Here is a 25,519-nt window from a genome sequence, read left to right as displayed (position 1 = left end):
GCGTCTCGCTGCCCGGTTCCATCCGTGTTGCAGGGAGCTTGATCCAGTCTGGATCAAAAGGAAAATACGAAATAGCCTGCTCAATATAGAAGAAATCTATGGAGCCTGCGGTGGACAAGCTGCTCAATCAATTTCTCGCGGTCGCCGAGGCCGGCACGATCAGCGGCGCGGCGACCGCCCTGCTGGTCACCCAGCCCACACTCACCTTCAACATGCGCAAGCTCGAGGAGAATATGGGCGTGCCGCTCCTCATCCGCTCGCCGCGCGGGGTGGAGCTCACCGAATACGGCGAAACGCTCTACCGCAACGCCCGGCTGATGCGCCGGCTCTACGACAACACGCTCGATGCCCTCGCCCAGCAGCGGGGGCGCACCGAGGAGGGCCTGCGCATCGGCACCGGCTATTCCTGGTGGACGGTCTTCATCCGCGATTTCGTCATCGACTATTCGCGCAAATACCCCAATGCCGGCATCCATGTGAGCGTGGGCAACCAACTGCGCTGCATGGATCAGCTACTGAGTGGCGACATCTCGCTTTTCGCCGCCCACGAGATCGCGGGTCTCAGCCCCAGCACCGGCGCGCGCTTCGTGCCACTGACCACCGTCGGGCACGGCTATTTCGTGAGGCCAGGCCATCCGCTGCTCGATCGCCCACGCAGCATCGCCGAAATCGAGGCTTATCCGGCGGTCACCAGTTCATTGCCCGAGACCCGCCACCAGCGCTTCTTCGAAACCTGGAGCCGCTCGCCGGCGGGCAGCACGCCGTTCGAGCAGGGCAAATACATCTTCGCCTCCAACTCGTTGACCGCCTGCCTCGAATATGTGGAGAGCACCGATGCGGTGATCGGGCATACCGATGTGATGGCTGAGGAATTCGTCCGCCGCGGCCTGCGCCGCATCGCGGTGACGGACGCGACGCGCGAGAGCAAGATCGGCGTCTACGTGCTGACGGAGCGGGCAAGTGAGCCGCGCGTGGCGCAGTTGATCGAGGCGCTGCGGGTGCGCGCAGCGACAGTGTTGCCGCCGTTGGGGGAGGTGGCGTGAGGGGGAAGCGCGTGGGCGGAGTAGTGGAGTGGGTGGAGCAGGGGTGTAGGGCGCCCGGCTCCATCGCAGCACGCCCCACCTCTTACTTCCCCGGGCGAAGACCCGGGGCCTATTGCACCGCTCCACTCGAGTGGAGGTATCCGTGGGCCCCGGCTCTGCGGCCGGGGAAGTGCGGTGGTGGGGAAAGAAAGGTGGGTAGGTGCGTACGGGATGGAGTCGATAGCTAAAATTCATCCCGGCCAACTCCCTACGGCCGCCGCGTGCGCAGGTAATCCAGCACCATCTGCACGGCCTGCGCTTCGCGCTCTTGGATCAGCGCGAACTGGCTCAGATCCCGCCCGAAAATCACCGACAACGTCGTCATGTTCGAGACGTAGAAATAGCCGAGGCCGGCAATGGAGATGTAGAGTTGCATCGGGTCGACATCGGCGCGGAAGGCGCCCGATTCCCCGCCTCGCCGCAGGATTTCGCGCAGTTCGGCCACTAGCGGGGAATGCAGCGCCGGGATGTCCTCGATCTGCTTAAGAAAGCGCCCGTTCTGCAGGTTCTCGACGGCCAATAGTCGGGGAAACCACGGATTGGCGAGGAAGTGCCGGAAGGTGAAGCGGACCATGCGGTCCACCGCTTCGACGGGGTCGTACTGGCTCAGCGTCAGCTGCTTTTCGCCCTGCCGGATCTCGCGATAGGCGTCTAGCAGCACGGCGCTGTAGAGCGCTTCCTTGTTGCCGTAATAGTGGTAGAGCAGGCGCTTGTTGGCCTTGGCCCGCGCCGCGATGGCGTCCACGCGCGCGCCATTGAAGCCCTGCTCGCAGAATTCGTCCCGTGCCGCCTTGAGGATCAGCGCCTTGGTCTTTTCGGCATCGCGCGGCCGCGGCGTTGCTGGCGTAGCGCCCTTGCGCCTGCGCGTTACCGGCGCCGTTTCGGCCTGTCCCTGCGTCATTCACTTGTCCTTCTTGCCGCCTTTCCCACCGGAAAGCCGCGGGCTTGACGCGTCACTCTAGCGATGTGTATCTAAGTAACCAAGTGGTTACAACCAGACAATGCGGGAGGAAGCGGATGGTTGAGCGTCGGATCGGGCTAATCATGCATGGCGTTACGGGACGCATGGGCTACAACCAGCACCTGGTTCGCTCCATCCTTGCCATCCGCGACCAGGGCGGCGTGACGCTTGCGAACGGCGATCGCCTGGTGCCCGACATCATCATCGTGGGCCGCGACGCCGACAAGATTTCGCGCATCGCCCAGCGCCACAACATCGCCCGTTGGTCGACCGATCTCGACGCGGCCCTCGCTAATCCGGATGACCACATCTTCTTTGACGCCGGCACCACGCTCATGCGGGCAAGCCTGATCGAAAAGGCCATCGACGCCGGCAAGGCCGTCTATTGCGAAAAGCCGATCTCCGACGATCTGGACGTCGCCGTGGCGCTGGCCAGGAAGGCCAAGGCCTCGGGCGTCAAGCACGGCGTCGTGCAGGACAAGCTGTTCCTGCCCGGCCTGATGAAGCTCAAGCTGCTGCGCGATTCCGGCTTCTTCGGCAAAATCCTCTCGGTGCGCGGCGAGTTCGGCTATTGGGTGTTCGAGGGCGACTGGCAGCCCGCCCAGCGCCCCTCGTGGAACTACCGCAAGGCCGATGGCGGCGGCATAATCCTCGATATGCTCTGCCACTGGCGCTACGTGCTCGATAACCTCTTCGGGGAGGTCAAGGCCGTTTCCTGCCTGGGCGCCACCCACATTCCCGAGCGCGTCGACGAGAAGGGCCAGCGCTACAAGGCCGACACGGACGATGCGGCCTATGCCACGTTCGAGCTCGAAGGCGGCGTCATCGCCCAGATCAACTCGAGCTGGACCACCCGCGTCCGCCGCGACGACCTGGTCACCTTCCATGTCGATGGCACCCACGGCTCGGCCGTGGCGGGCCTGCAGAAGTGCTGGAGCCAGCATCGGGTCAATACGCCCAAGCCCGTCTGGAACCCCGACATTCCCCAGCCCATCGATTTCTTCGCTTCCTGGGAGGAAGTCCCCAATAACTGGCCGGTCGACAACGGCTTCAAGACCCAGTGGGAAATGTTCCTGCGCCACGTCGCCGAGGATGCGCCGTGGGAATTCGGGCTCGATGCCGGCGCCAAGGGCGTGCAGCTGGCGGCGCTCGGGCTGCAATCGTGGGCCGAACGCCGCTGGCTTGACGTGCCGGCGCTCGATATTTGAGGAGGGCAGGATGCAGTTTTCGAGCATGTGGCCAACCCCCCTCCCAGCCTCCCCCGCAAGGGGGGAGGTGTTTCGATCCAGTTGCTTGCGCGTTGCGCGCACCACAAACGCGATAGGCACCTCCCCCCTTGCGGGGGAGGATGGGAGGGGGGTGGCCCATGGCTAAAATCTCGCTCCCCACCCCCGACCGCACCATCGCGCCCTACACCCTCACCGGCACCCCGATCCCCTACATCCGCCACGCCGCCACCGACTTCCCGCGCATCGCCTTCGCCGCCGCGCACGTCGTCGCTGACCCGCTGGCGTCCAACGATCCCTGGCTCACCCCGGCCATCGATTGGGACCGGACCCTCGCCTTCCGCCACCGCCTCTGGGATCTGGGTCTGGGCGTCGCCGAAGCCATGGATACCGCCCAGCGTGGCATGGGCCTGGGCTGGCCCGAGGCCCAGGAACTGATCCGCCGCTCGCAAGCCGAGGCCCGTACGCGAAAGGACTCGCTCATCGCCTATGGCGCCGGCACCGACCACCTCATTCCCGGCCCCGATGTCACCATCGATGACATCATCGCCGCCTATGAGGAGCAGATCGGGTTCGTCGAAGGGCAGGGTGGCCGCATCATCCTCATGGCCAGCCGCGCTCTCGCCGCTGCTGCCAAGAGCCCGGACGACTACGTCAAGGTCTATGCCCGCATCCTCACCCAGGTGAAGCAGCCGGTCATCATCCACTGGCTGGGCGAAATGTTCGATCCGGCGCTCGCCGGCTATTGGGGTTCGCCCGATCACCTCGATGCCATGGAAACCTGCCTCGACGTCATCGCCACCCATGCCGACAAGGTCGACGGCATCAAGATCTCCCTTCTCTCCAAGGAAAAGGAAATCTCCATGCGCCGCCGTCTCCCCGAGACGGTCCGCATGTATACGGGCGACGATTTCAACTATGCCGAACTCATTGCCGGCGACGATGCGGGGCATTCGGACGCCCTGCTCGGCATCTTCGACGCCATCGCCCCCGCCGCCTCGGCCGCTCTTTCGGCGCTGGGCAAAGGCAGCGAGAACGAGTTCTTCGAACTGCTGGAACCCACCGTCCCGCTCTCGCGCCACATCTTTGCGGCGCCGACGCGCTTCTACAAAACCGGCGTGGTCTTCCTCGCCTATCTCAATGGCCTGCAGGACCATTTCGCCATGATCGGCGGCCAGCAGAGCACCCGCTCGCTCCAGCATCTGAGCGAACTTTTCCGCCTCGCCGACAAGGCCCGCGTCCTCGCCGACCCGGACCTCGCCGTCGAGCGCATGAAGCGCGTCCTTGCCGTCAACGGGGTGGCGTCATGAGCAAGGGCCAGCTCTCGATGAACCTCGCCACCACGCGCGGCGCCTGGGGTTTTGCCGAAGCCGTCGACGGGTGTCTGCGTCACGGCATCACCGCCATCTCCCCCTGGCGCGACCAGGTGGCAGCCATCGGCCTTGATGAAGCGGCCCGCATCGTCAAGGCCAACAACCTGCGGGTCACCGGCCTCTGTCGCGGGGGCATGTTCCCCGGCATCGACGCCGCCGATCGCCAGAAGCGCATCGAGGACAACCTTCGCGCCGTAGACGAGGCTGCCGCGCTCGGCGCCGATTGCCTCGTTCTGGTAGTTGGTGGCCTGCCCGGTTCCTCGAAGGATATCGTCGAAGCGCGAAAAATGGTGGCCGACGGCATCGCCGCCATCGTGCCGCATGCCCGCGCCGCCGGCATCCCCATCGCCATCGAGCCGCTGCACCCGATGTACGCGGCCGACCGCGCCTGCGTGAACACCATCGATCAGGCGCTCGACATCTGCGAAACGCTCGGGGAAACGGTGGGCGTGGCCATCGACGTCTACCACGTCTGGTGGGACCCCAATCTCGCCTCGGCAATCGCGCGGGCAGGGCGCATGAAGCGCATCTTCGCCCACCATATCTGCGACTGGCTCGTGCCCACCCGCGACATGCTCAACGATCGCGGCATGATGGGGGACGGCGTCATTGACCTCAAGGCCATCCGCACCATGATCGAGGCCGCCGGCTATCACGGACCGCAGGAAGTGGAGATTTTCTCCACCGAGAACTGGTGGAAACGGCCCGGGGATGAGGTGGTGAAGACGTGTGTGGATCGGTTTGAGGCGGTTTGCTGAGAGCTTGTCGCTCGGGTGCGGTAAAGTTCGCAGCTTGCAACCCACACGGAGCTTCCCCGGCCGTAGAGCCGGGGCCTATTGCACCGATCGACATGAGTGGCGCCATCCGTGGGCCCCGGGTCTTCGCCCGGGGAAGTAAGGGGGTGGGGTTAGGGAGAGGCTGTAGGGGCCGTGGGGAGATGGGTTGGCTCGGAGGGGTGTCGATGATCGAGGTCGCTGGCCATCACGGCCCGCAGGAGATGGAGATATTTTCCACCGAGAACTGGTGGAAACGGCCCGGGGATGAGGTGGTCAGGACGTGTGTGGAGCGGTTTGAGACGGTTTGCTGAGGCGGGGTCTCCTTCCCCAAAATACCCGAAGCTCTCCACCCGCACGGAACTTCCCCGGCCGTAGAGCCGGGGCCTATTGCCCCCATCGACATGAGTGGCGCCATCCGTGGGCCCCGGGTCTTCGCCCGGGGAAGTATGGCGGTGTGGTGAAGAAGAGGCTGTAGGGGCAGTATGGAGATGAGGCTGGCCCGGATGGGCTCAAGATGGTCGCCCTCTCCGGTCTGTGTCGCTCGCCAGCCCGCCTAAAGCCCCTTGATCCTGCTCTGCCAGCGTTTGATCATCGCCTCGGCCGCAGCTTCCTGGCCCTGCATGTTCGCGCTCTTGTAGACGTCCACCATGATTCCGCGCTCGGCCAGTTCGGCCACCGCCTCGGCCATGATGGCGTTGAGGATGAAGACGCCCGAGATCGTCGAGGTTGGGGCCATCCGTTCCGGGCGGCCGGGGATGGCGACGGCGGCGTCGCCATAGACGCCGAAATTGTCGATGACGATGTCCGCCACCTCGAAGAGGCGCTTGCCGGTGGTGTGGCGCGAAGTGGTGCGGCGTGAATGTTCGAGCGAGGTAATGGCGATGGTTGTCGCGCCGCGTTCCTTGCCGATGAGGGCCAGCTCGATCGGATAGGCGTTACGGCCCGAATTGGAGGCGATGAAGATCACGTCGCCTTCCCCGATCGGATAGTCCGAGAGGATCACCTCGGCATAGCCTTCCACGCGCTCCAGCAGCGTCGAGCGGCGGGCGCCCGTATGCAGCATGAGGTTGGGGTCGAGCACGGCCTGCGCGGCGGCGATGCCGCCGGCGCGATAATAGACCTCTTCGGCCAGGATATGCGAATGCCCCGAGCCGGCGACATAGACCAGCCTGTTGGCCTCGAGCGCGGCAACCACTGCCTCGCGCGCGGCATTGAGCGACCCTTCCTGGTCCGCAACGATGCGATCCAGGATCTCGACGATCCGGTCGCGAAAACTCTCCCTAATCTGGCTCAACGCTTCCCCCCGAAGCTGCCGTCTCAGCCCTTGATCTCGCCCACATATTGATAGCGGTCGCCGCGATACCAGCTCACCGCATCCTCCACCGCGGAACCGTCCGCGCTGTAGCCTACCTGCGTAATTTCGAGCACCGCCGAGTTCGGCCGCACGCCGAGGAGCCCTGCGACTTCGGGCGATGCCTCGATGGCCTTGAGACTCTGCAGGATACGGCGCGGCCGGCCATTGCGCAGGTCCATGCGCTCGTAGAGCGAGCCGGTGCCGTCGTAGTCTTCCCCGACCGCCGAAATCGGCACGACGGCACGCTCGTAGCAGAGCGTTTCCCCGCCGGCCTTGCGCAGGCGCACCAGCGTCATGGTCAGCGTGCCGAGCGGCAGGCTGGTGCGAAAGGCGGTATCGTGCGGGACGGGGCCTATTGTGCGTTCGAGCACGGTGGAACTGGCAACGAGCCCGCGCAGTTTCATGTCCTCGGTAAAGCCGGAGAGCTGGCTCAGTGCCTTGTGGATGCGCCCGCTCACCACCGTGCCGGCGCCCGGCCGCGTGCTGACGAGGCCCATATTGCCCAGTTCCTTGAGGCATTGGCGCAGTGTCGAGCGCGATACGCCCAGCCCTTCGGCCATCTCGCGCTCGGCCGGAAGTGCGGAGCCGGCGACCAGCAGCCCATCCTCGAAGGCGGCTGCAAAGGCATTGCGCAGCCGACTGGCCAGGGGGCCATGCTCCTTCGCCAGGCGACCGCCAACGGCAGCGTAGAAATCCATGATTTCCTCCCGATCCCCCTCGGGACTATAGAACCAGCCACGCCGCTGCTCAACAGCGGTCTGTTTTTGGTTTCCATCACACTTTCTCCGGATTTCCCCGCATTGTCGGCGGCTTAGCCGTTCTCGATTCTGAGGGGTGTGAGAATGGTTGGAGGAAGCGCACCAATTGGCCCGGACGCAGGTCTGGAACTAATCACGATTACCGCGCTGCCCGCGATGGGCTATGAAATGGACCCCTGTGGAGGATTTGCCTTATGGCGCTGGATTTGGGCGGTGGTTTCACGTTGCGGCAGGCGCGCGACGACGATCAGGATGCGCTCGCCATGATCTGTCTCAAGACCGGCGACGCCGGCAAGGACGCCAGCGCGCGCGAGGATGATCCGATCCTGATCGGGGCCATTTACGCCTTGCCCTACCAGGCCATCGAGCCGCTCTTCTCGTTCATCATCGAGCATCCCGATCACGGTGCCTGCGGCTATGTGCTGGGGGCGCCCAATACGCAGCGGTTTTACAGCGTCATCGAGGAGACCTGGTACAAGGCGCTGCGCACCAAGGTGGCCGATCCAGGGCCGGACATGCGTCAATGGCGCGGCAGCGACTGGGCGCGACGCCTGATCCACCACCCGCGCTATGTCTTCCCCAAATCGCTCCACGCTTACCCGGCCCACGCCCATATCGACCTGCTGCCGGCGGCGCAGGGCAAGGGGCTGGGTACCACCGCGCTGCGCTTCCTCATGGCGCAGTTTGCCACGCGCCGGATCGAGGGCATGCATCTGGGTGTCGATCCGAAAAACACCGGCGCCACGCGCTTTTACGAGCGGCTCGGCTTCGAGCGGCTGGTCGCCGACGACCTGCCGGCGGGCTCGCTCTATATGGTCACCAAGCTCTAGCCAGGCAGTTGTCTACAGGCGCGGCCGCCCCGTTGACTCAAAATCCCGACCGTTTCACTGTGCAAAAGCGGTTTTGCATTTGGGGGTAGGGTCGTCGTTGACTGAGTTGCATTCGCGGTTGCTGGCGGAGATCGAGGGCCGGCGGCAGGACCTGATCGCTTTGACGCAGGACCTGATCCGCATCCCCACGCTCAACCCGCCGGGCGAGGCGTATCTGGAAATCTGCGAATACCTCGCCAGGCGCCTGCGGCCGCGCGGCTTTGAAATCGAGATGGTGCGCGCCTTCGGCACGCCCGGCGACAGCGACAAGTATCCGCGCTGGAACGTCGTCGCCCGCAAGGAGGGCGCCCACAAGGGCGAGACCGTCCACTTCAATTCCCATATCGATATCGTCGAGATCGGCTCGGGCTGGACCTTCGATCCTCTCGGCGGCGAGCTTGCCGACGGCAAGATCTACGGCCGCGGCACCTGCGACATGAAGGGCGGCCTCGCCGCTTCGATCATCGCGGCGGAAGCGTTTGTCGACGTCTATCCCGACTTCTCCGGCGCCGTCGAAATCTCGGGCACGGCCGACGAGGAAACCGGCGGTTTCGGCGGCGTCGCCTATCTCGCAGAGAAGGGCTTTTTCAGCCCGCAGCGCGTGCAGCACGTCATCATCCCCGAGCCGCTCAACAAGGATCGCATTTGCCTCGGCCATCGCGGCGTCTGGTGGGCGGAGATCGAGACCAAGGGCTCCATCGCCCACGGCTCCATGCCGTTTCTGGGCGACAGCGCCATCCGCCACATGGGCGCGGTGCTGACCGAGATGGAAGCGACGCTTTTCCCCGCGCTCGCCGAAAAGCGCACCGCCATGCCGGTGGTGCCGCCACAGGCGCGGCAATCCACGCTCAACATCAATTCCATCCATGGCGGCCAGCCCGAGCCCGAGGAAGGGTTTACCGGTTTCCCGGCACCGGTCGTCGCGCATTCCTCGCGCATGATCATCGACCGCCGCTACCTCATCGAGGAAACCCCGGCCGATGTGCGCCAGGAGATGATCGACGTTCTGGAGCGCGTGAAGGCGCAACGCCCGACCTTCCAATACGAAATCCGCGACCTCTGGACCATTTCGCCCACCATGACCGAGCGCGATGCGCCGATCGTGACGGCGACGTCCAAGGCCATCACCGAAGTGCTTGGCATCGACCCGGCCTATGTGGTTTCGCCCGGTACCTACGACCAGAAGCATATCGACCGCATCGGGCGCATGAAGAACTGCATTGCCTACGGTCCGGGAATTCTCGATCTTGCACACAAGCCCGATGAATATGTGGGCGTGGACGACATGATCGACAGCGCCAAGGTCATGGCCTTGACGCTCAAGGATTTGCTCGGCCCCCGCCACTAAGAGGGGCCGGCAGGGAGACGGGGAGAGGCCTTGCCTCTTCCGATGGGGACAACAAGGGAAAGGAAACCCATGCGCAAATCATTCGTGATGCTTGCCGTTGCCGGCGCGCTCGCGCTTTCGACGGCAATGACGCCGGTGGCGTTCGCTGCTGCCCGGACCGACATCAAGGTCGGCCTCGTGCTCGAACCGCCAAATCTGGACCCGACCGCCGGCGCCGCCGCCGCCATCGACGAAGTGGTCTATGCCAACGTCTTCGAAGGCCTCACCCGCTTTGCGCCCGATGGTTCGATCGTCCCGGCGCTCGCCAAGTCCTGGGACATTTCCGAGGACGGCCTTACCTATACGTTCCACCTCGCCGAAGGCGTCAAGTTCCATGACGGCACCACGTTCGACGCCGAGGACGTGAAGTTCTCGCTCGACCGCGCCCGCGCCGAAGGCTCGACCAACGCCCAGAAGGCGCTCTTCGCCGATATCGCTTCGGTCGATGCGGTGGACCCGGCGACCGTCAAGGTCACCCTCTCCAAGCCCAACGGCAATTTCCTCTTCAACATGGCCTGGGGCGACGCCGTGATCGTGGCGCCCGAAAGCGCTGCCGACAACGCCACCAAGCCAGTAGGCACCGGCCCCTTCAAGTTCGACAACTGGGTGCAGGGCGACCATATCGACCTGGTCAAGAACCCGGATTATTGGGGCACCCCGGTCAAGCTCGACAAGGCGACCTTCAAGTTCATCGCCGACCCGACCGCCGCCTTCGCCGCCGTGATGGCCGAAGACGTCGACGCCTTCCCGAACTTCCCGGCGCCCGAAACGCTGGAGCAGTTCAAGAGCGATCCGCGCTTCACCGTCGTCGTCGGCTCGACCGAAGGCGAGACCATCCTCGCCATGAACAATGCCAAGCCGCCGCTGGACAACGTCAAGGTTCGCGAAGCCATCGCCCATGCGGTGGACCGCCAGGCCGTGATCGATGGCGCCATGTTCGGCTACGGCACGCCGATCGGCACGCATTTCGCGCCGCACAACCCGGATTACGTGGACCTGACCGCGCTCTCCAACTACGACCCGGAAAAGTCCAAGGCCCTGCTTGCTGAAGCCGGCGTCAAGGATCTGACGCTCTCGCTCAAGCTGCCGCCGGTTGAAGGCTATGCCCGCAAGGGCGGCGAAATCATTGCCCAGCAGCTCGCCGCCGTCGGCATCAAGACCGAGACGACCAACCTCGAATGGGCGCAGTGGCTGTCCGAAGTCTTCACCAACAAGAACTTCGACCTGACCATCATCTCCCACACCGAGCCGCTCGACATCAACATCTACGGCCGCGACGATTATTATTTCGGCTACAAGTCGGACGCCTTCAAGAAGATCATGGCGGACCTCGACAACACCACCGACCCGGCCAAGCGTTCCGAACTCTGGAAAGCCGCGCAGACCCAGATCGCTCAGGATTACGTCAACGTCTACCTGTTCGAGCTGGCCAAGGCCGGCGTGCAGAACGCCAAGATCCATGGGATGTGGGAGAATGCTCCGACGCAGGCCACGGATCTGACCGCCGTTTACTGGGACGAGTAAACCGGTGGGTTTGAGCTCGAACGCCGCAGCACATCCGCTCTTCACCTCCCCCCTTGCGGGGGAGGCCCGAAGGGGGGCATTCCCCGCACGGCGTTTTGGGCTCACCCCCACCCTCGATCCCTCCCCACAAGGGGGAGGGAGGACGTGGGGCACGATCCTGCAAAAGCGTCTCCCTCCCCCTTGTGGGGAGGGGATAGGGGTGGGGGTTGCCCCAGCCTCGCGCCTTCGGCTCACCCCCCTCCCGTCCTCCCCCGCAAGGGGGGAGGTGCGATGGGGTACGATCTCAGCCAAAAGCTCCCCCTCTCCCCTTGAGGGAGAGGGTGCCCGCAGGGCGGGCGAGGGGTTTGTGCCAGCATCGCCGACCCCTCATCCGGCGCTGACGCGCCACCTTCTCCCTCAAGGGGAGAAGGGGTGGTGGGAGCTCGATCTAGCCCATCCCCGGATAACGCGACTGCCCACCGCTCCGCGCCCGCGCGGCCTCCCGCGCCACGGAATCCATTGAATGCTCCGCTTCTTCCTTTCACGCCTGGTTTCGCTGGCGCTTTCGCTCATAGCCGCCTCGATCGTGATCTTCCTCGTCCTCGAGGTGGTCCCCGGCGATCCCGCCCAGTTCATGCTGGGCATGAACACATCACCTGATGCCGTCGAGGCGCTGCGTGAACAGCTTGGCCTCAACGCGCCGGCGCTGCAGCGCTATTTCACCTGGGCCGCCGGCCTGCTGCATGGCGAATTCGGCACCAGCTACACCTATAAAGTCCCAGTGGCCGAACTTATCGGCGCGCGCCTCTGGGTGTCGCTGCCGCTCGCCATCTATGCCCTGACGCTCTCGACCCTCATCGCCTTCCCGGTCGGCATTCTGGCCGCCGCGCGGCGCAATTCGGCCACCGACGTCACCATCATGGGCGCCACCCAGCTCGGCGTCGCCATCCCCAATTTCTGGTTCGCCATGCTGCTGGTGCTGGCCTTCTCGATCACGCTGCGCTGGTTCTCCGCCGGCGGCTTTCCGGGCTGGGATGCGGGGTTCTTCGTCGGCCTCAAGGCGCTGACGCTGCCGGCCATCGCGCTGGCGCTGCCGCAGGCATCGATCCTCGCCCGCGTCATGCGGTCGTCGCTCCTCGATACCCTCAACGAGGACTATATCCGCTCCGCCCGCGCCAAGGGCCTGACCCGCCGCCAGACCCTCTGGCGCCATGCCCTGCGCAATGCGCTCATCCCGGTGCTCACCATTATCGGGCTGCAATTCTCGTTCCTGCTCGCCGGGGCCATCATCATCGAAAACGTCTTCTTCCTGCCCGGCCTCGGGCGGCTGGTCTTCCAGGGCATTACCCAGCGCGATCTCATCGTGGTCAAATCGGTGGTGATGCTGCTGGTCTTCGCGGTGATCCTCGTCACCTTCATCGTCGACATGACCTATGCGCTGGTCGATCCGCGCCTGCGGAGGCAAGCATGACCGACGCCACGCTTCCCGCCGCTCCGGCGAGCCGCCGCGACAGCCTCATCTGGAGCGCGCTGCGCTCGCGCAATTTCGTCGTCGGCACCATCATCACGCTGGTCTTCGTGCTGGCCGCCATCGTGTCCTTCGTGTGGACGCCCTATGACGCCACGCTCCAGGACATCCCCAACAAGCTCAAGGGTCCGTCCTGGGCGCATTGGCTAGGCACAGATCATTTCGGGCGCGACGTGCTCTCCATGATCATGGTCGGCGCGCGCACCTCGATCGCCGTGGCCCTCGTCGCCGTTGGCATCGGCGCGGCCATCGGCACGCCGCTGGGCCTCGCCGCTGCCGCCAAGCGTGGGAGCCTGCTCGATGAAGTCATCATGCGCGCCAACGACCTCGTCTTCGCCTTCCCCGCGCTGCTCATCGCCATTCTCATCACGGCGGTGTTCGGTCCCGGCGCGGTCAATGCCATCATCGCCATCGGCATCTTCAACATTCCGGTCTTCGCGCGCCTCTCGCGCGGCGCGGCCCTGAGCCTCTGGCAGCGCGAGTTCGTCATGGCGGCGCGGGTGTCGGGCAAAGGCGCGGTGCGGATTTCGGCCGAGCATATCCTGCCCAACATCCTCAATACGCTGGTGGTGCAGGCCACCATCCAGTTCTCGCTCGGCATCCTGGCCGAAGCGAGCCTGGCCTATGTCGGCCTCGGTGCGCAGCCGCCGACCCCGAGCTGGGGCAAGATGCTGTCGGATGCGCAGACCATGATCGGGCTCGCGCCGCATGTGGCGCTGGCGCCGGGCCTCGCCATCGTGCTCACAGTCCTCGGCGTCAACCTCATGGGCGATGGCCTGCGCGACATCCTCGACCCCCAGACCCGCAGGAGCCGCGCATGACCCTGCTCGTCGCCAGAAAACTCTCGCTCGCCATCGGCAGCTTCGAAATCCTCAAGGATGTCGATCTCTCGGTCGACAAGGGCGAAATCCTCGGCGTCATCGGGGAAAGCGGCTCGGGTAAATCCATGACCGCGCTCTCGATCATGCAGCTCCTGCCGTCGAGCGCCCGCGCCTCCGGCTCCATCACGCTCGATGGCGTCGAGCTGCTGAACAAGCCCGAAGCCGAGATGTGCGGCATTCGCGGCAAGGATGTGGGCATGGTGTTTCAGGAACCCATGACCGCGCTCAACCCCACCAGGACCATCGGCGACCAGGTCGCCGAAACCGTGATGGTGCACCGCCGCGTCGGCCGCGCCGAAGCGCTGAAAGTCGCCCGCGAAACCCTCAACCGCGTCGAACTCCCCGAAGCCCGCTTCCCGCTCGACCGCTACCCGCACGAGCTGTCCGGCGGCCAGCGCCAGCGCGTCGTCATTGCCATGGCCATTGCCCTGCGCCCGCGCCTCCTCATTGCCGACGAGCCGACCACGGCGCTCGACGTGACGACGCAGGCGCAGATTTTGAAGCTCCTGAAGCGCCTCGTCGATGAAGACGGCATGGGCATGATCTTCATCACCCACGACCTCGCCGTGGTCGCCGATCTCGCCGACAGGATCGCCATCATGAAGCTGGGCGAAGTGGTCGAGGCCGGCCCGACGCTCGAAGTCTTCCGCAAGACCGCCCACCCCTATACGCGCGCGCTCTTTGCCGCCTCCAGCCACACCCCCAAGCGCCTGCCGCCTCCGGCCGTCGGGGCCTCGGATGTTCCGGTGCTCGCCATCGAGAATGTGGTGCGCGAATACAAGCTGCCGCGCGCCTCGCTCTTCGGGCCGCCAAAGGCTTTTCGCGCCGTCAACGACGTGAGCCTCGTCGTCAATCGCGGCGAGAATGTCGGGCTTGTGGGGGAGAGCGGCTGCGGCAAGTCCACGCTGGCCCGCGCCATCATGGCGCTGGAGCCGACGCAATCGGGCGCCATCCGGCTCGATGGCGAGGCCATCACCACGGGTGCATCCTTTGCGGCGCGACGCAAGATGCAGGTGGTGTTCCAGGACCCCTATGGCTCCTTCAACCCGCGCCACCGCGTCGATCGCCTCGTCTCCGAACCCTTCCATCTTCTTGGCAACGAAGCGCCTTCGGGTGCCGAGCGTGACAGGCGCATTGCCGAGGCGCTGGAGCATGTGGGGCTCAAGGCGACCGACGCGGAGAAGTACATCCACGAGTTTTCGGGCGGTCAGCGCCAGCGCATCGCCATCGCGCGGGCGCTGATCATCAATCCGGCGCTGATCATTCTCGATGAGGCGGTGTCGGCGCTCGACGTTTCGATCCGGGCGCAGATCCTCGATCTCCTGGCAGAACTCTCGGACCGGCTGAAGCTTTCGTACCTTTTCATCTCGCACGACCTACACGTGGTGCGCGCCATCACCGACCGGGTGCTGGTGATGAAGTCGGGACAGATCGTGGAATCGGGTCCGACCGAGGAGGTTTTCCGCAATCCGCAGCACGCCTATACGCGCGAACTGCTCGCCGCGACGCCGAATCTGGAGACGGCTTTGGCCGGAAGGACGGGAGGCTAGTTTCCGGTGGGTTCACCCCCACCCTTGTTCCCTCCCCACAAGGGGGAGGGAGACCTGATGGCTCGATCCCGCCCCAAAACCTCCCTCCCCCTTGTGGGGAGGGCCGGGGTGGGGGTAGGCCAAGAACACAACGACCCAGGCAAAACCCATGACCACCGACCTCAACCTCTGGTTCGACCCCACCCGCTGCTTCATCGGTGGCGAATGGGTCAAGCCGAACGGCCAGCAGACCCTCCCGATCGAGAACCCGTCCACCGGCGAAACCATCGGCGCCATCGCGCGTGGCGAAGCCTATGACGTCGACCGCGCCGTCGCCGCCGCCCATGCCGCCCTCGATGGTGAGTGGGGTCGCATGAGCGCGTTGGAGCGCGGTCGCATCCTCACCCGCATCGGCCAGAAGGTGCTGGAGCGCGTCGATGATCTGGCGCGGCTGGAAGCCCTCGATGTCGGCAAGCCGCTCAAGCAGGCCCGCGCCGACGCCATCGCGCTGGCCCGCTACATGGAGTTTTACGGCGGCGCTGCCGATAAGGTGCATGGCGAGACCATTCCCTATCTCGACGGCTACACGGTCTATACGCTGCGCGAACCGCATGGCGTCACCGCCCATATCGTGCCGTGGAACTACCCGATGCAGATCATCGGCCGCTCGGTCGGCGGGGCATTGGCCATGGGCAATGCGGCGGTGCTCAAGCCGGCAGAAGAAGCCTGCCTCACCGCCATCGCCTTCGCCGCCATCGCCGAGGAAGCCGGCCTGCCCAAGGGTGCGCTCAACGTCGTGCCGGGGCTGGGCGAAGAGGCCGGCGCCGCGCTCTCGTCCCATCCGGGCGTCAACCACATCTCCTTTACCGGCTCGGTCGGCGTGGGCATTCTCATCCAGGAAGCGGCGGCGAAGAACGTCGTGCCCGTTACCCTCGAACTGGGCGGCAAGTCGCCCCAACTGATTTTCGAGGATGCCGATCTCGACCGCGCGCTACCGTTCCTCGTCAATGCCGGCATCCAGAACGCCGGCCAGACCTGCTCGGCCTCCTCGCGCATCCTCGTGCAGCGCTCCATCCACGATGAGGTGCTCGCCCGCATGTCAGAGCGCTATGCAGCGCTGAAAGTTGGCCCCGCTGCGTCCGATCTCGATGTCGGCCCGCTCGTCTCGGCACGGCAGAAGGAAATCGTCTCCGGCTTCCTCTCCAATCTCGGCAGCGGTCGCATCGCGGCGCGGGGCCAGATCGTGGATGGCGTTCCGGCGGGCGGCCACTACCTCGCGCCGACGCTGGTGGCGGGCATCGATCCCTCCAACCGCCTCGCCCAGGATGAAATCTTTGGGCCTGTGCAGGTGGTGATCCCGTTCGACACCGAGGAAGACGCCATCGCCATCGCCAACGGCACCGATTACGGCCTCGTCGCGGGGGTGTGGACGCGTGATGGGGCGAGGCAAATGCGCTTGGCCAAGGCCATCAAGACCGGGCAGGTGTTTTTGAACAATTACGGCGCCGGCGGTGGCGTGGAACTGCCGTTCGGCGGCATCGGGAAGTCAGGGCATGGGCGCGAAAAGGGTTTTGAGGCGCTCTATGGGTTCTCGGTGCTGAAGACGGTTGCCGCCTATCACGGATAATTTGGGCACCCCCACCCCTGTCCCCTCCCCGCAAGGGGGAGGGAGACGTTGGGGCACGATCTAGCCAGCAGGTCTCCTCCCCCCTTGCGGGGAGGGACAGGGTGGGGGGAGCCAGCAACACCACGAGGATTTTGACCATCATGAGACTTGCCAACAAAACCGCCATCGTCACCGGCGGCGCCTCCGGCTTCGGCGCGGGGATCGTCAAGAAGTTCGTCGCCGAAGGCGCCCGCGTCATCATCGCCGATATCAACGGCGATGCCGCCCACGCCATGGCCGCCGAACTCGGCGCGCTTTCGCATCAGGTCGACGTCTCCAAGGCAGAGAGCGTCAACGCCCTCGCCGAAGCCGCCCTCAAAGCTTTCGGCACCCTCGACATCCTCGTCAACAATGCCGGCGTCAGCCATCTGCCCGCCGCCATGGAGGACATATCCGAGGCCGATTTCGACCGCGTCGTCGCGGTCAACATCAAGTCGGTCTACCTCACGGCGAAGGCCCTCGTCCCCCACATGAAGGCCAACAAGAAGGGCGCCATCCTCAACGTCGCCTCGACGGCGGCGGTCAGCCCGCGCCCGCGCCTCTCCTGGTACAATGCGTCCAAGGGCTGGATGGTCACCGCCACCAAATCCATGGCCATCGAACTCGCCCCACTGGGCGTGCGCGTCAACGCCATCAACCCGGTGGCCGGCGATACCCCGCTCCTCAAGACCTTCATGGGCGAGGATACCCCCGAGATGAGAGCGAAGTTTTTGGCCTCGATCCCCATCGGAAGGTTTTCGACGCCGGAAGACATGGGCAATGCCGCCTGCTTCCTCTGCTCGGATGAGGCCAGCATGGTCACCGGCGTGGCGATGGAGGTGGACGGGGGCCGCTGCATTTAGGGCGTGGGCCACGGCTTCCCCGAGGAGACCCCATACTCTCCATACTCTCCATCCCCACTGCACTTCCCGGACTTGATCCGGCAACTGTAATTCAGGTTGCGAAGCGTGTTCGGGTTTTCATCATGGCGTTGATGGTGACGAGGAGCTTTCTGGCGAGGGCGACGAGGGCAGGCTTGGGTGGTTTTCCGGCCTGGCGCAGGCGGTGGTAGAAGGCGTTGAGAGGCGATTGTGTTCGCAAGGATGCGACGGCGGCCATGTAGAGGGCCTGGCGGACGCGGCGGCGGCCACCGCGGATGGAGCGCTGTCCGCGCCGTAGGCCGCTATCGTTGTTGAGCGGGGCCAACCCGGCCAGGGTGGCGATCTGCTTGCCCGAGCGCCGGCCCAGTTCGGGCATCAGGGCGGCCAGGACAGAGGCGGTGACCGGGCCGATGCCGGGCACCGAGCGGATCAGGGCCTGGTCCTGTGCCAGGGCGGCATCGCTGCCGATCTGGTTCTGGATTTCGACCTCGATGGCGGCGATGGCCTGGTTGAGGCCGGCCAGGTGCCGGTCCAGGTCGGCGCCGATGAAGGGATCGGTCATCTCGATCCGGCGCTGCTTTTCCTGGGTGCGCATGGCCACCAACTGGTCGCGGCGGCGGCTGAGCAGGCCGAGCCGCTCGCGTCCGGCCTCGGGCAGCGGGTCGGCCACGAGGCGCAGGGCCCGGCCCATTTCGGCAAGCATGGCCGCATCGAGCGCATCGGTCTTGGCGAGCTGGCCGCTGGCCCGCGCAAAGTCACGGGCCCGCAGCGGATTGACCCGGACATGGCCGATCCCGGCCAGCGCCAGTCCGGCGCGCAAGCTCCTGTCGTAAACCCCGCTCGCCTCCAGCACCACGAGTGCCCTCCCGCTCCAGCGTGGCGGCGAATGCGGCGATGGCGTCCATCGTGTTGGCGATCCGCTGCACGCCCTCCCCGCCGGAAGAGGCGATATCCAGCCAGGCTTTCGAAACGTCGATTCCAATCCAGGTCGGTGATAGGGTCATGGGCCTGTCCCTGTGATCCGAGGTCCGTCTCAAGCGGCCTCGTGCAACTGTTCAGGTGTTTGTCAAAGCGGGCGGGGACCCGTGCCGGCTCTCGGTCTTTAAACCTGGGGCCCAACGGTCTCCCGCCCGTACCCAATATGGCACAGCACAATTACACAGGGGCCCACGGATTGCGCCACTCGAGTGGCGCGGTGCAATAGGCCCCGGGTCTTCGCCCGGGGAAGATCGGGGTGGGGCAGGTTGTGTGGTGGGCGGTGGAGGCTTGAGTGGAGTTGGTGGTAGTGGCGTTTGCTGGGTGCGCCTCCCAGATCACCCCTCAAGAAACTCCCGCACCACCCCAGCCACGCGCGCCGGTTGCTCCCAGTGCACCGAATGGCCCGCGCCTTCGACCACCACGGTGGTCAACTGCCCGATCCCCACATGGGCCGCGAGCACCCGCGAGGGCGGCACCAGGAGGTCGAGACCGGCGGCGATCGCTAGCGTTGGGCACCGCATGCGGCTCACATCCAGCGGACCGGCCGTTTCGAGTGCGCGCACCTGCCGGGCGAAATCTTCGGGGCTTTGCCGGTAGGGATAGTTCGTCGATGCCTCCGCCGCGGCCGCGACATTGGCCGGGCTGGCGAAAAAGCCATCGGCAAACAGCCATTGATAGAGCAGCGCGAACCAGAGTTGCGGCGCGATCTGGCCGTAGAGAGTAGCCATGTCGCGAAACAGGGCAACTTCCTTGGCGCCGAACCGGTCGCTATTGGCCATCGTGATCAGCCGCGACACCTTTTGGGGATGTTGAGCGGCCAGCGCCAAGCCCAGATAGCCACCCAGCGAGTGGCCGACCACGGCCACCTGTTCGTAGCCGAGATGGTCGATGAGCGCGGCATGATCCGCGATCATGTCGGCCACGCCGATCTCGCCTTCCGATTGCGTCCGGCCCGAGCCGCGATTATCGGGGAGGATGAGGGTGAACCGGTCCTGGAGCCGTTCGGTGAGCGGGGCCCAACTGGCGCCGTCGCTGGCCGTTCCGGCCAGCATCAGCACCGGCGGGCCACTGCCCGCGATCTCGTAGTGAACTACGGCGCCCCGGCTCGTAAATTGCGGCATTGTGCATTCCCGATTGTGAAGGCTCGGGAATCTAGACAAGCCTCCCGGACTTTGCAATTTTGGAGCCTGACCAATAGGTTAAACCATCATGGCGCAGGACGCCCTCGGCAATTCCATCAGCGCCGCCAGCGATGCGGCGCTTTCCGGTATCGATGATTTCGTCTCGGGCTTCCTGGCTTACGAGAAGAAGGCGGCCAATGTCCTGGGCGCTGCCGATGCCGACCCGGATTCGACCATCGCGCAGATCTATGCCGGCTTCTCCTGGATGTTCCTCGAGGCCGCGGGCGCCGAAGACCAGGCCGCGCTCTATCTCGCCCGCGCCCAACAGAGCGCCGGCGGAGCCAACCGCCGCGAAATCATGATGCTGGCCCAGCTCGAACGCTGGATCGCCGGCGACATCCCCGGCGTTCAGGCTATCGGCGAGCAGATCGTGGATGAATTCCCCACCGATCTCGCCTCGGCTAAACTCCACCAGTATTTCAGCTTCAACCGGGGCGATGCCGCCTCGATGCTGCGCATTGCCCGCAAGATCGAAGCCTCCAGCCCGGAGAATCCGCATGTCCACGGCATGCTGGCCTTCGGCTACGAGCAGATGCACGAGATCGAAAAGGCCGAGACCGCCGCCCGCAAGGCACTCTCCCTCAAGGAAAAGGAACCCTGGGCCCAGCATGCCCTGGCCCATGTCATGCTCTCGCAGGGGCGCGTGCGCGAAGGCGTTCAGTTCATGGGCGACGCTTCGAGAACCTGGGTAGATCTCAACTCCTTCATGTACACCCATAATTGGTGGCACAAGGCACTGTTCCACATCTCGTTGGGCGACGAGCAGTCCGTCTTCGATGCCTACGACCTGCACGTCTGGGGCCAGGAAAAGGACTATTCGCAGGATCAGGTTGGCGCCGTCTCGCTCCTCGCCCGCATGGAGATCGCCGGCATGAATGTCGGCAATCGCTGGGAAGACGTGGCCAACCACATGCGCAGCCGCGCCCGCGACACTATCCAGCCCTTCCTAACCATTCAGTATCTCTATGGCCTCGCCCGCGCCGAGCGGGTCGAAGCCGACCTGCTCATGCAGGCGGTGGAAGAAAAGGCCCGCAGCGCCGACGCTTTCGATCGCCTCGTCTGGCACGACGTGGTACTGCCCGGTTGCCGGGGTGTCCTCGCCCATGCGCGCGGCAATTACGGGGAGGCGGTCAGATACCTCTCGGTCGCTAATCCGCGCATCGCCCAAATCGGCGGCAGCCATGCGCAGCGCGATCTTTTCGGGCAGATCCTGCTCGATGCGCATCTGAAGGCCGGCAACTGGGCCATCGCCCGGCAGTTGCTCGAAATGCGCCGCACCTGGGACCCCGATGGCGTGCCGCTTAACCGCGCGCTCGCAATGGTCTACGAGAAACTCGGCAAGCCGGAGGAGGCCGCCCAAGCCGCCGCCCGCCGCTACGCCTGAATAAGAAAACTACCGAAGGGGGGACGCCATGCGCCAGGGTCCGCGCAATCTCATCACCGACGTCAAAGGCCTCTATGTGGGCAATGCCGAGGACCACACAGTCAAATCCGGCACCACCGTCCTTGTCGGCGACAAGCCCTTTATCGCCTCGGTCGACGTCATGGGCGGCTCGCCCGGTTCGCGCGAGACCGAGCTTCTCGCTCCCGACAAGCTGGTCGAAGGCGTCGACGCCCTTGTTCTCTCGGGCGGTTCGGCCTTCGGCCTCGATGCTGCTGCCGGGGTCATGGATGAACTGCGTAAGCGCGGTCGCGGCTTCCGCGTCGAAAGCGCCACCGTGCCCATCGTGCCCGGCGCCATCATCTTCGATCTCCTCAACGGCGGCGACAAGAGCTGGGCCGAAAACCCCTATCGCGCCCTGGGCGCGAGGGCGCTTGCCAGCGCCGGCGAAGACTTCGCCCTCGGCACTACCGGTGCCGGCACGGGTGCCCTCACGGCCAATCTCAAGGGCGGCCTGGGCTCCGCCTCCATCGTGCTCCCCAGCGGCCACACCATCGGCGCGCTGGTTGCGGCAAATCCTACAGGCTCGGTCACCATGGGCGATAATCCCAATTTCTGGGCTGCGCCTTACGAGATCGATGGCGAATTCGGCAATCTCGGCCCCTATACGGGAGCGCTCAGCTTTGCCCAGACCGCCCGCTCAAAGCGCGATGCGCTGATGAACCCCATCGCCAACACTACCATCGCCATCGTCGCCACCGATGCCGTGCTGACCAAGGCCCAGACCAAGCGCCTCGCCGTCGCCGCCCAGGACGGCATCGCCCGCGGCGCGAGCCCGAGCCACACGCCGGTCGACGGGGACCTGGTCTTCGCGGTCTCGACTTGCGATGTGCCGCTGGAAGACCCGATCCTCAACACGATCCACCTCGGGCACGCGGCGGCGGTATGCTTGGCGCGAGCAATGGCGCGCGCGATTTACCTGGCGACGCCGGCGGCAGGGGATGTGTCGCCGACTTGGTGGGAGAAGTGGGGCAGGTAGGTTAGCCCGAGGGGAGGGCCCCCTAAAACATCCGATCCCCGATCTCAGCGATATACGCCGCTTCCTCCGGCGTACTCACCCGTCCGAGCGCCGCGTTCCGCTTGGGGAACCGGCCGAACCGGCGCACGATCTCCGCGTGGTCCAGCTCATACTTGAGCGTATCCTCTTTCCCCAGCCCCTCGAACAGCGGCCTGGCCGCCTCGTGCACGGCGAGCGATTCCGAGTGCATGTAGGGCATGTAGAAGAACGTCCGCCATTCGAGCGGCACCTGCATGTCATGGCCGCCGGCTACCGCTTCCTGGGCCAGCACCAGTGCCATGCCGTCCTGCGCGAAAGCCTGTGCCTCGCCGCGATGGAACTGGCGGGAGAACTGGTCGAGCACGATCACCTCGGCAAGCCGTCCATCGGGCGTTACGCGCCAGGTCCAGGCCTCGCCCTTGGCCACGTGCCCGAAAGTCTCGTGGAAGCGCTCCTTGAGGCGGGCATCGAATTCGGCCTTGCCGCCGAACCAGTCTTCATAGGTGCATTCATGAAACCAGAACTGGATCACGTCTTGGGCTGTGAGCATGGTCATACTGTAATGATCGCCTTGATGAGCCCGCGGCGTTCATGCATCCAGACCGGCATGTCGCGGGCAACGTTGTCGAGGGTGGTGGCATGGGTGGCCAGCCGGTCCGTTGGCACCAGACCCTTGCGGATCGAATCCATCACATGGTCGAAGTCTTCCCGCGTCGCGTTGCGCGAGGCACGGATGGTGAGCTCCTTGCGATGCACGTCCGGGTCCGACCAGACGAGATCGCCCTTGATCACCCCGACCAGCGTGTAGGAGCCGCCGTTGCGGGTGTGCGCGATCGAGGCGTTCATCGCCCGGATCGAGCCGGTGGCGTCGAACACCGCATCGAACCCCGAACCCCTGGTGGCAAGGAAGCCCGGGCTTTCGAGATCATCCAGCCCCACCGGCATGAAACCGAAGTGCCGTGCGGACTCGAGCTTGTCCGGCGCGGTATCGAGCAGCGCCACTTCACCACCCGCGATCCAGGCGAAGAACGCGACGCCCAGCCCGATCGGCCCGCCGCCTACGACCAGCACGCGATTGCCCGGCTTGATCTCCGCCCGTCGCACGGCGTGGGCGCCGATGGCGAGGAATTCCACCATGGCCGCATCGCGCAGGCTCAGTCCCGTCGCGGGGTAGAGGTTGGCGGCCGGCATGACGATTTCCTCGGTCATGCCGCCATCGCTATGGACGCCGATGACCTTGAGCGACTCGCAGCAATTGGTCTTGCCCTCGCGGCAGGCGGGACAGTGGTAGCAGGGGAGGTAGGGATTGATGACCACCGGATCGCCGACGGCAAAGTCGCCGCCATTGGCATCGAGCACGGTGCCCGAGAGCTCGTGGCCCATGATGCGGGGATATTCGAGGAAGGGATGGGTGCCTTCGAGGATGTGGTAGTCCGTGCCGCAGATGCCAATATGGGCGACGCGCGCGCGCACCCAGCCCGGTTCCAGCTCCGGCGGCGCAATATCGATCAACGCCAGTTCACCCGGCGCGAGACAGGAAACGGCTCGCATGACGACTCCCTTTTGGAAGGATCATAGCCGAAATCGGGAGCGGTGCGTCCCCCCTCCCGACCTCCCCCGCAAGGGGGGAGGTGTTTCGATCCAGTTGCTTACGCACGAAGCATTCGACAACCACGGATAGCACCTCCCCCCTTGCGGGGGAGGTTGGGAGGGGGTGAGCCACACCCCCTTGCGTCCTTACCCCACCAGCACCTGCAGCCGGTTTCCGAACGGGTCCTGCGTTTCGATGCCGCCAGCGATCTCGCTCACCGGTGCGCCGGCGCCTTCGAGACGCGAGCGGACGCCGGCCAGCGTCTGGGCATCCGGCACCACGATGGTGAACCACCGCAGCCCCGCCGCGCCCGCCGGGGGCAGCACGGCATTGGGGCCGGACCAGATGTTGAAGGCCAGCGTGTGGGGCATGTAGTCGAGCCCGACATCGCCCATTCCGAACGAATGGATGAGCAGGAACCCGGCAAAGCCGATCACGTCGCGATAGAAGACCATCGCCTTTTCGAGGTCGTTCACATGCACATGCACGTGCCCGATCCGCGTACCGGCCGGCATACGGGTCGCCAGTACCGGCTTTTCGCCGAGTTCGGCCAGGAGCCCGTCGAGATCGATCGGGTCGCGTCCCGAATGCGGCTTGCCGTCGACCGTGATGGCATAGTGCCCGGTTTCCGGGTCGCCCAGATGGCCGCGCCAAGGGGTCTCGAACGTGATCTCGATGCCGTTGCCGTCTAGATCCCAGAGATAGATGGCTTCCGAAACCAGGTGGTCGGTCGGCGAAATCCGCACGCCGCGCTGAAGGGCGCGCACGGCCATCTGCGCCAGGTCGGCACGGGTCGGCACGTGAACGGCCACGTGGTAGAGGCCGATCGTCCGCGGTACGACGGGGCGGTTCGCGCCTGTTTCGAGCACGATCAGCACCGTGTTGCCCACGCCCAGTTCGAGGACGTTCTCATGCTCGCTGACGATGTCGAGCCCCACCACGTCCTGCCAGATGGCGAGGGCTCGGTTGCGGTCGGTCACCGCGATGTGCACCGGGCCCAGCTTGGTGGTGAGGGGCAGGATCGGCGCGGAGCGGACTGCGGTCTGCACGCTTGCATCAATCATCTTTGTCTCCTTCCGGCCTCCTCGGGGAGCGCCGTATCATTGCCCCAAGATATAGTCCCAACCATGCCGTTCGACCATGTAAGCCAAACCGAAGGCATTGTTCGATAAACCGCACCGGCGTGTTGCCGCTTTCCGCGCCAGCGATTTCGTGCTCACTAGAGTGGGGGCAAGGGAGGGACTTCCAATGCATATCAGGACTTTAGCCGTCGCCCTGGCGATGGTTCTCGCGGCTGGTCCGGCCATGGCCAATTGCTATGAGCAGATCGGTTGCGATGACAGCGACACCTTCCGCAAGATCGATCTGCGCCAGTTTTCGTGCCAGGTCCTCTGGGATCTGCGCAATTCGATCTACCACCAGAACGGCTATTGCTTCAAAACCCAGCGCGCCATCAGCTATTTCGGCAACAAGGGCTGCTATGTCGATGATCAGGCGGGCGTGAAGCTCAACGCCATCGAGCGCCAGAACATCGCCACCATCCAGTCGGTCGAAAAGGCCAAGGGCTGCCAGTAAACC

The 25,519-nt window shown here is 65.1% G+C and carries 23 protein-coding genes; 15 read left to right on the top strand and 8 right to left on the bottom strand.

Annotation, left to right across the window (positions count from 1 at the left end; translation table 11 throughout):
* Positions 1-98 precede the first annotated feature (98 nt).
* Positions 99-1,043: a LysR family transcriptional regulator gene (locus tag JNE37_RS04335; RefSeq protein ID WP_203065428.1), complete on the top strand. Its 945-nt coding sequence runs from the start codon at positions 99-101 to the stop codon at positions 1,041-1,043.
* Between the two features lie 247 nt (positions 1,044-1,290).
* Here the strand turns inward: JNE37_RS04335 and JNE37_RS04330 are convergent, their stop codons facing one another.
* Positions 1,291-1,983, bottom strand: coding sequence for a TetR/AcrR family transcriptional regulator (locus tag JNE37_RS04330; RefSeq protein ID WP_203065427.1), 693 nt, complete (start codon positions 1,981-1,983; stop codon positions 1,291-1,293).
* Positions 1,984-2,099: 116 nt separating this feature from the next.
* Between JNE37_RS04330 and JNE37_RS04325 the strand changes: the two genes are divergently transcribed.
* The 3 genes from JNE37_RS04325 to JNE37_RS04315 all read left to right on the top strand — a co-directional run bounded on the left by JNE37_RS04325 (position 2,100) and on the right by JNE37_RS04315 (position 5,400).
* Complete coding sequence (locus JNE37_RS04325; RefSeq protein ID WP_203065426.1) at positions 2,100-3,251, top strand: Gfo/Idh/MocA family protein; 1,152 nt, start codon at positions 2,100-2,102, stop codon at positions 3,249-3,251.
* 158 nt (positions 3,252-3,409) lie between these two features.
* Complete coding sequence (locus JNE37_RS04320; protein WP_203065425.1) at positions 3,410-4,579, top strand: dihydrodipicolinate synthase family protein; 1,170 nt, start codon at positions 3,410-3,412, stop codon at positions 4,577-4,579.
* Positions 4,576-5,400, top strand: coding sequence for a sugar phosphate isomerase/epimerase family protein (locus JNE37_RS04315; protein WP_203065424.1), 825 nt, complete (start codon positions 4,576-4,578; stop codon positions 5,398-5,400). Before JNE37_RS04320 ends, JNE37_RS04315 begins: the two co-directional genes overlap by 4 nt.
* A 571-nt stretch (positions 5,401-5,971) precedes the next feature.
* Here the strand turns inward: JNE37_RS04315 and JNE37_RS04310 are convergent.
* Both JNE37_RS04310 and JNE37_RS04305 read right to left on the bottom strand, forming a co-directional pair.
* Positions 5,972-6,712 (bottom strand): sugar isomerase domain-containing protein, encoded by a 741-nt coding sequence (locus tag JNE37_RS04310; protein WP_052152271.1) that lies wholly within the window; start codon positions 6,710-6,712, stop codon positions 5,972-5,974.
* Positions 6,713-6,735: 23 nt separating this feature from the next.
* A complete protein-coding gene (locus tag JNE37_RS04305) occupies positions 6,736-7,470 on the bottom strand; it encodes a GntR family transcriptional regulator (protein ID WP_203065423.1) in 735 nt (244 codons plus the stop codon).
* A 254-nt stretch (positions 7,471-7,724) separates the two neighbouring features.
* Here JNE37_RS04305 and JNE37_RS04300 point away from each other — a divergent pair, with 254 nt between their 5' ends.
* The 8 genes from JNE37_RS04300 to JNE37_RS04265 all read left to right on the top strand — a co-directional run bounded on the left by JNE37_RS04300 (position 7,725) and on the right by JNE37_RS04265 (position 17,735).
* Positions 7,725-8,360, top strand: coding sequence for a GNAT family N-acetyltransferase (locus JNE37_RS04300; RefSeq protein ID WP_182398270.1), 636 nt, complete (start codon positions 7,725-7,727; stop codon positions 8,358-8,360).
* Between the two features lie 106 nt (positions 8,361-8,466).
* A complete protein-coding gene (locus tag JNE37_RS04295; RefSeq protein ID WP_203066315.1) occupies positions 8,467-9,747 on the top strand; it encodes an acetylornithine deacetylase/succinyl-diaminopimelate desuccinylase family protein in 1,281 nt (426 codons plus the stop codon).
* A 69-nt stretch (positions 9,748-9,816) separates the two neighbouring features.
* The gene (locus JNE37_RS04290) at positions 9,817-11,310 is read left to right on the top strand and encodes an ABC transporter substrate-binding protein (RefSeq protein ID WP_203065422.1); all 1,494 of its coding nucleotides are present in this window, start codon (positions 9,817-9,819) and stop codon (positions 11,308-11,310) included.
* A 502-nt stretch (positions 11,311-11,812) separates the two neighbouring features.
* Positions 11,813-12,760, top strand: a complete 948-nt coding sequence (locus tag JNE37_RS04285; RefSeq protein ID WP_203065421.1) for an ABC transporter permease — start codon at positions 11,813-11,815, stop codon at positions 12,758-12,760.
* Positions 12,757-13,638, top strand: coding sequence for an ABC transporter permease (locus JNE37_RS04280; RefSeq protein ID WP_203065420.1), 882 nt, complete (start codon positions 12,757-12,759; stop codon positions 13,636-13,638). Before JNE37_RS04285 ends, JNE37_RS04280 begins: the two co-directional genes overlap by 4 nt.
* Positions 13,635-15,248 carry an ABC transporter ATP-binding protein gene (locus JNE37_RS04275; RefSeq protein ID WP_203065419.1) on the top strand — a complete coding sequence of 538 codons (1,614 nt, stop codon included), beginning with the start codon at positions 13,635-13,637 and terminating at the stop codon, positions 15,246-15,248. The genes JNE37_RS04280 and JNE37_RS04275 overlap by 4 nt, the downstream gene beginning before the upstream one ends.
* Before the next feature lie 148 nt (positions 15,249-15,396).
* Positions 15,397-16,854, top strand: coding sequence for an aldehyde dehydrogenase family protein (locus JNE37_RS04270; RefSeq protein ID WP_203065418.1), 1,458 nt, complete (start codon positions 15,397-15,399; stop codon positions 16,852-16,854).
* 140 nt (positions 16,855-16,994) lie between these two features.
* Positions 16,995-17,735: an SDR family oxidoreductase gene (locus JNE37_RS04265; RefSeq protein ID WP_203065417.1), complete on the top strand. Its 741-nt coding sequence runs from the start codon at positions 16,995-16,997 to the stop codon at positions 17,733-17,735.
* Between the two features lie 91 nt (positions 17,736-17,826).
* Here JNE37_RS04265 and JNE37_RS04260 read toward each other — a convergent pair whose 3' ends face one another.
* Both JNE37_RS04260 and JNE37_RS04255 read right to left on the bottom strand, forming a co-directional pair.
* Complete coding sequence (locus tag JNE37_RS04260; protein ID WP_246513512.1) at positions 17,827-18,609, bottom strand: IS110 family RNA-guided transposase; 783 nt, start codon at positions 18,607-18,609, stop codon at positions 17,827-17,829.
* Positions 18,610-19,066: 457 nt separating this feature from the next.
* Positions 19,067-19,852, bottom strand: coding sequence for an alpha/beta fold hydrolase (locus JNE37_RS04255; protein ID WP_203065416.1), 786 nt, complete (start codon positions 19,850-19,852; stop codon positions 19,067-19,069).
* 88 nt (positions 19,853-19,940) lie between these two features.
* Between JNE37_RS04255 and JNE37_RS04250 the strand changes: the two genes are divergently transcribed.
* Both JNE37_RS04250 and JNE37_RS04245 read left to right on the top strand, forming a co-directional pair.
* Positions 19,941-21,296: a tetratricopeptide repeat protein gene (locus JNE37_RS04250; RefSeq protein WP_203065415.1), complete on the top strand. Its 1,356-nt coding sequence runs from the start codon at positions 19,941-19,943 to the stop codon at positions 21,294-21,296.
* Positions 21,297-21,324: 28 nt separating this feature from the next.
* Entirely contained in the window at positions 21,325-22,332 is a 1,008-nt protein-coding gene (locus tag JNE37_RS04245; protein ID WP_203065414.1) for a P1 family peptidase, read from the top strand.
* Between the two features lie 22 nt (positions 22,333-22,354).
* Here JNE37_RS04245 and JNE37_RS04240 read toward each other — a convergent pair whose 3' ends face one another.
* From JNE37_RS04240 to JNE37_RS04230, 3 genes are all read right to left on the bottom strand, one after another.
* Complete coding sequence (locus JNE37_RS04240; RefSeq protein WP_246513510.1) at positions 22,355-22,906, bottom strand: DUF924 family protein; 552 nt, start codon at positions 22,904-22,906, stop codon at positions 22,355-22,357.
* Positions 22,903-23,901 carry a zinc-binding alcohol dehydrogenase family protein gene (locus tag JNE37_RS04235; RefSeq protein WP_203065413.1) on the bottom strand — a complete coding sequence of 333 codons (999 nt, stop codon included), beginning with the start codon at positions 23,899-23,901 and terminating at the stop codon, positions 22,903-22,905. The genes JNE37_RS04240 and JNE37_RS04235 overlap by 4 nt, the downstream gene beginning before the upstream one ends.
* 186 nt (positions 23,902-24,087) lie before the next feature.
* Positions 24,088-25,005: a VOC family protein gene (locus tag JNE37_RS04230; protein ID WP_052015190.1), complete on the bottom strand. Its 918-nt coding sequence runs from the start codon at positions 25,003-25,005 to the stop codon at positions 24,088-24,090.
* Positions 25,006-25,189: 184 nt separating this feature from the next.
* Here JNE37_RS04230 and JNE37_RS04225 point away from each other — a divergent pair, with 184 nt between their 5' ends.
* Positions 25,190-25,516, top strand: coding sequence for a YARHG domain-containing protein (locus JNE37_RS04225; protein WP_156046339.1), 327 nt, complete (start codon positions 25,190-25,192; stop codon positions 25,514-25,516).
* Positions 25,517-25,519 lie beyond the last annotated feature (3 nt).

Origin of the sequence: Paradevosia shaoguanensis (assembly GCF_016801025.1) — a bacterium.
Classification (GTDB): Bacteria; Pseudomonadota; Alphaproteobacteria; order Rhizobiales; family Devosiaceae; genus Paradevosia; species Paradevosia shaoguanensis.
This window is presented reverse-complemented; position numbering and strand designations above follow the sequence as displayed.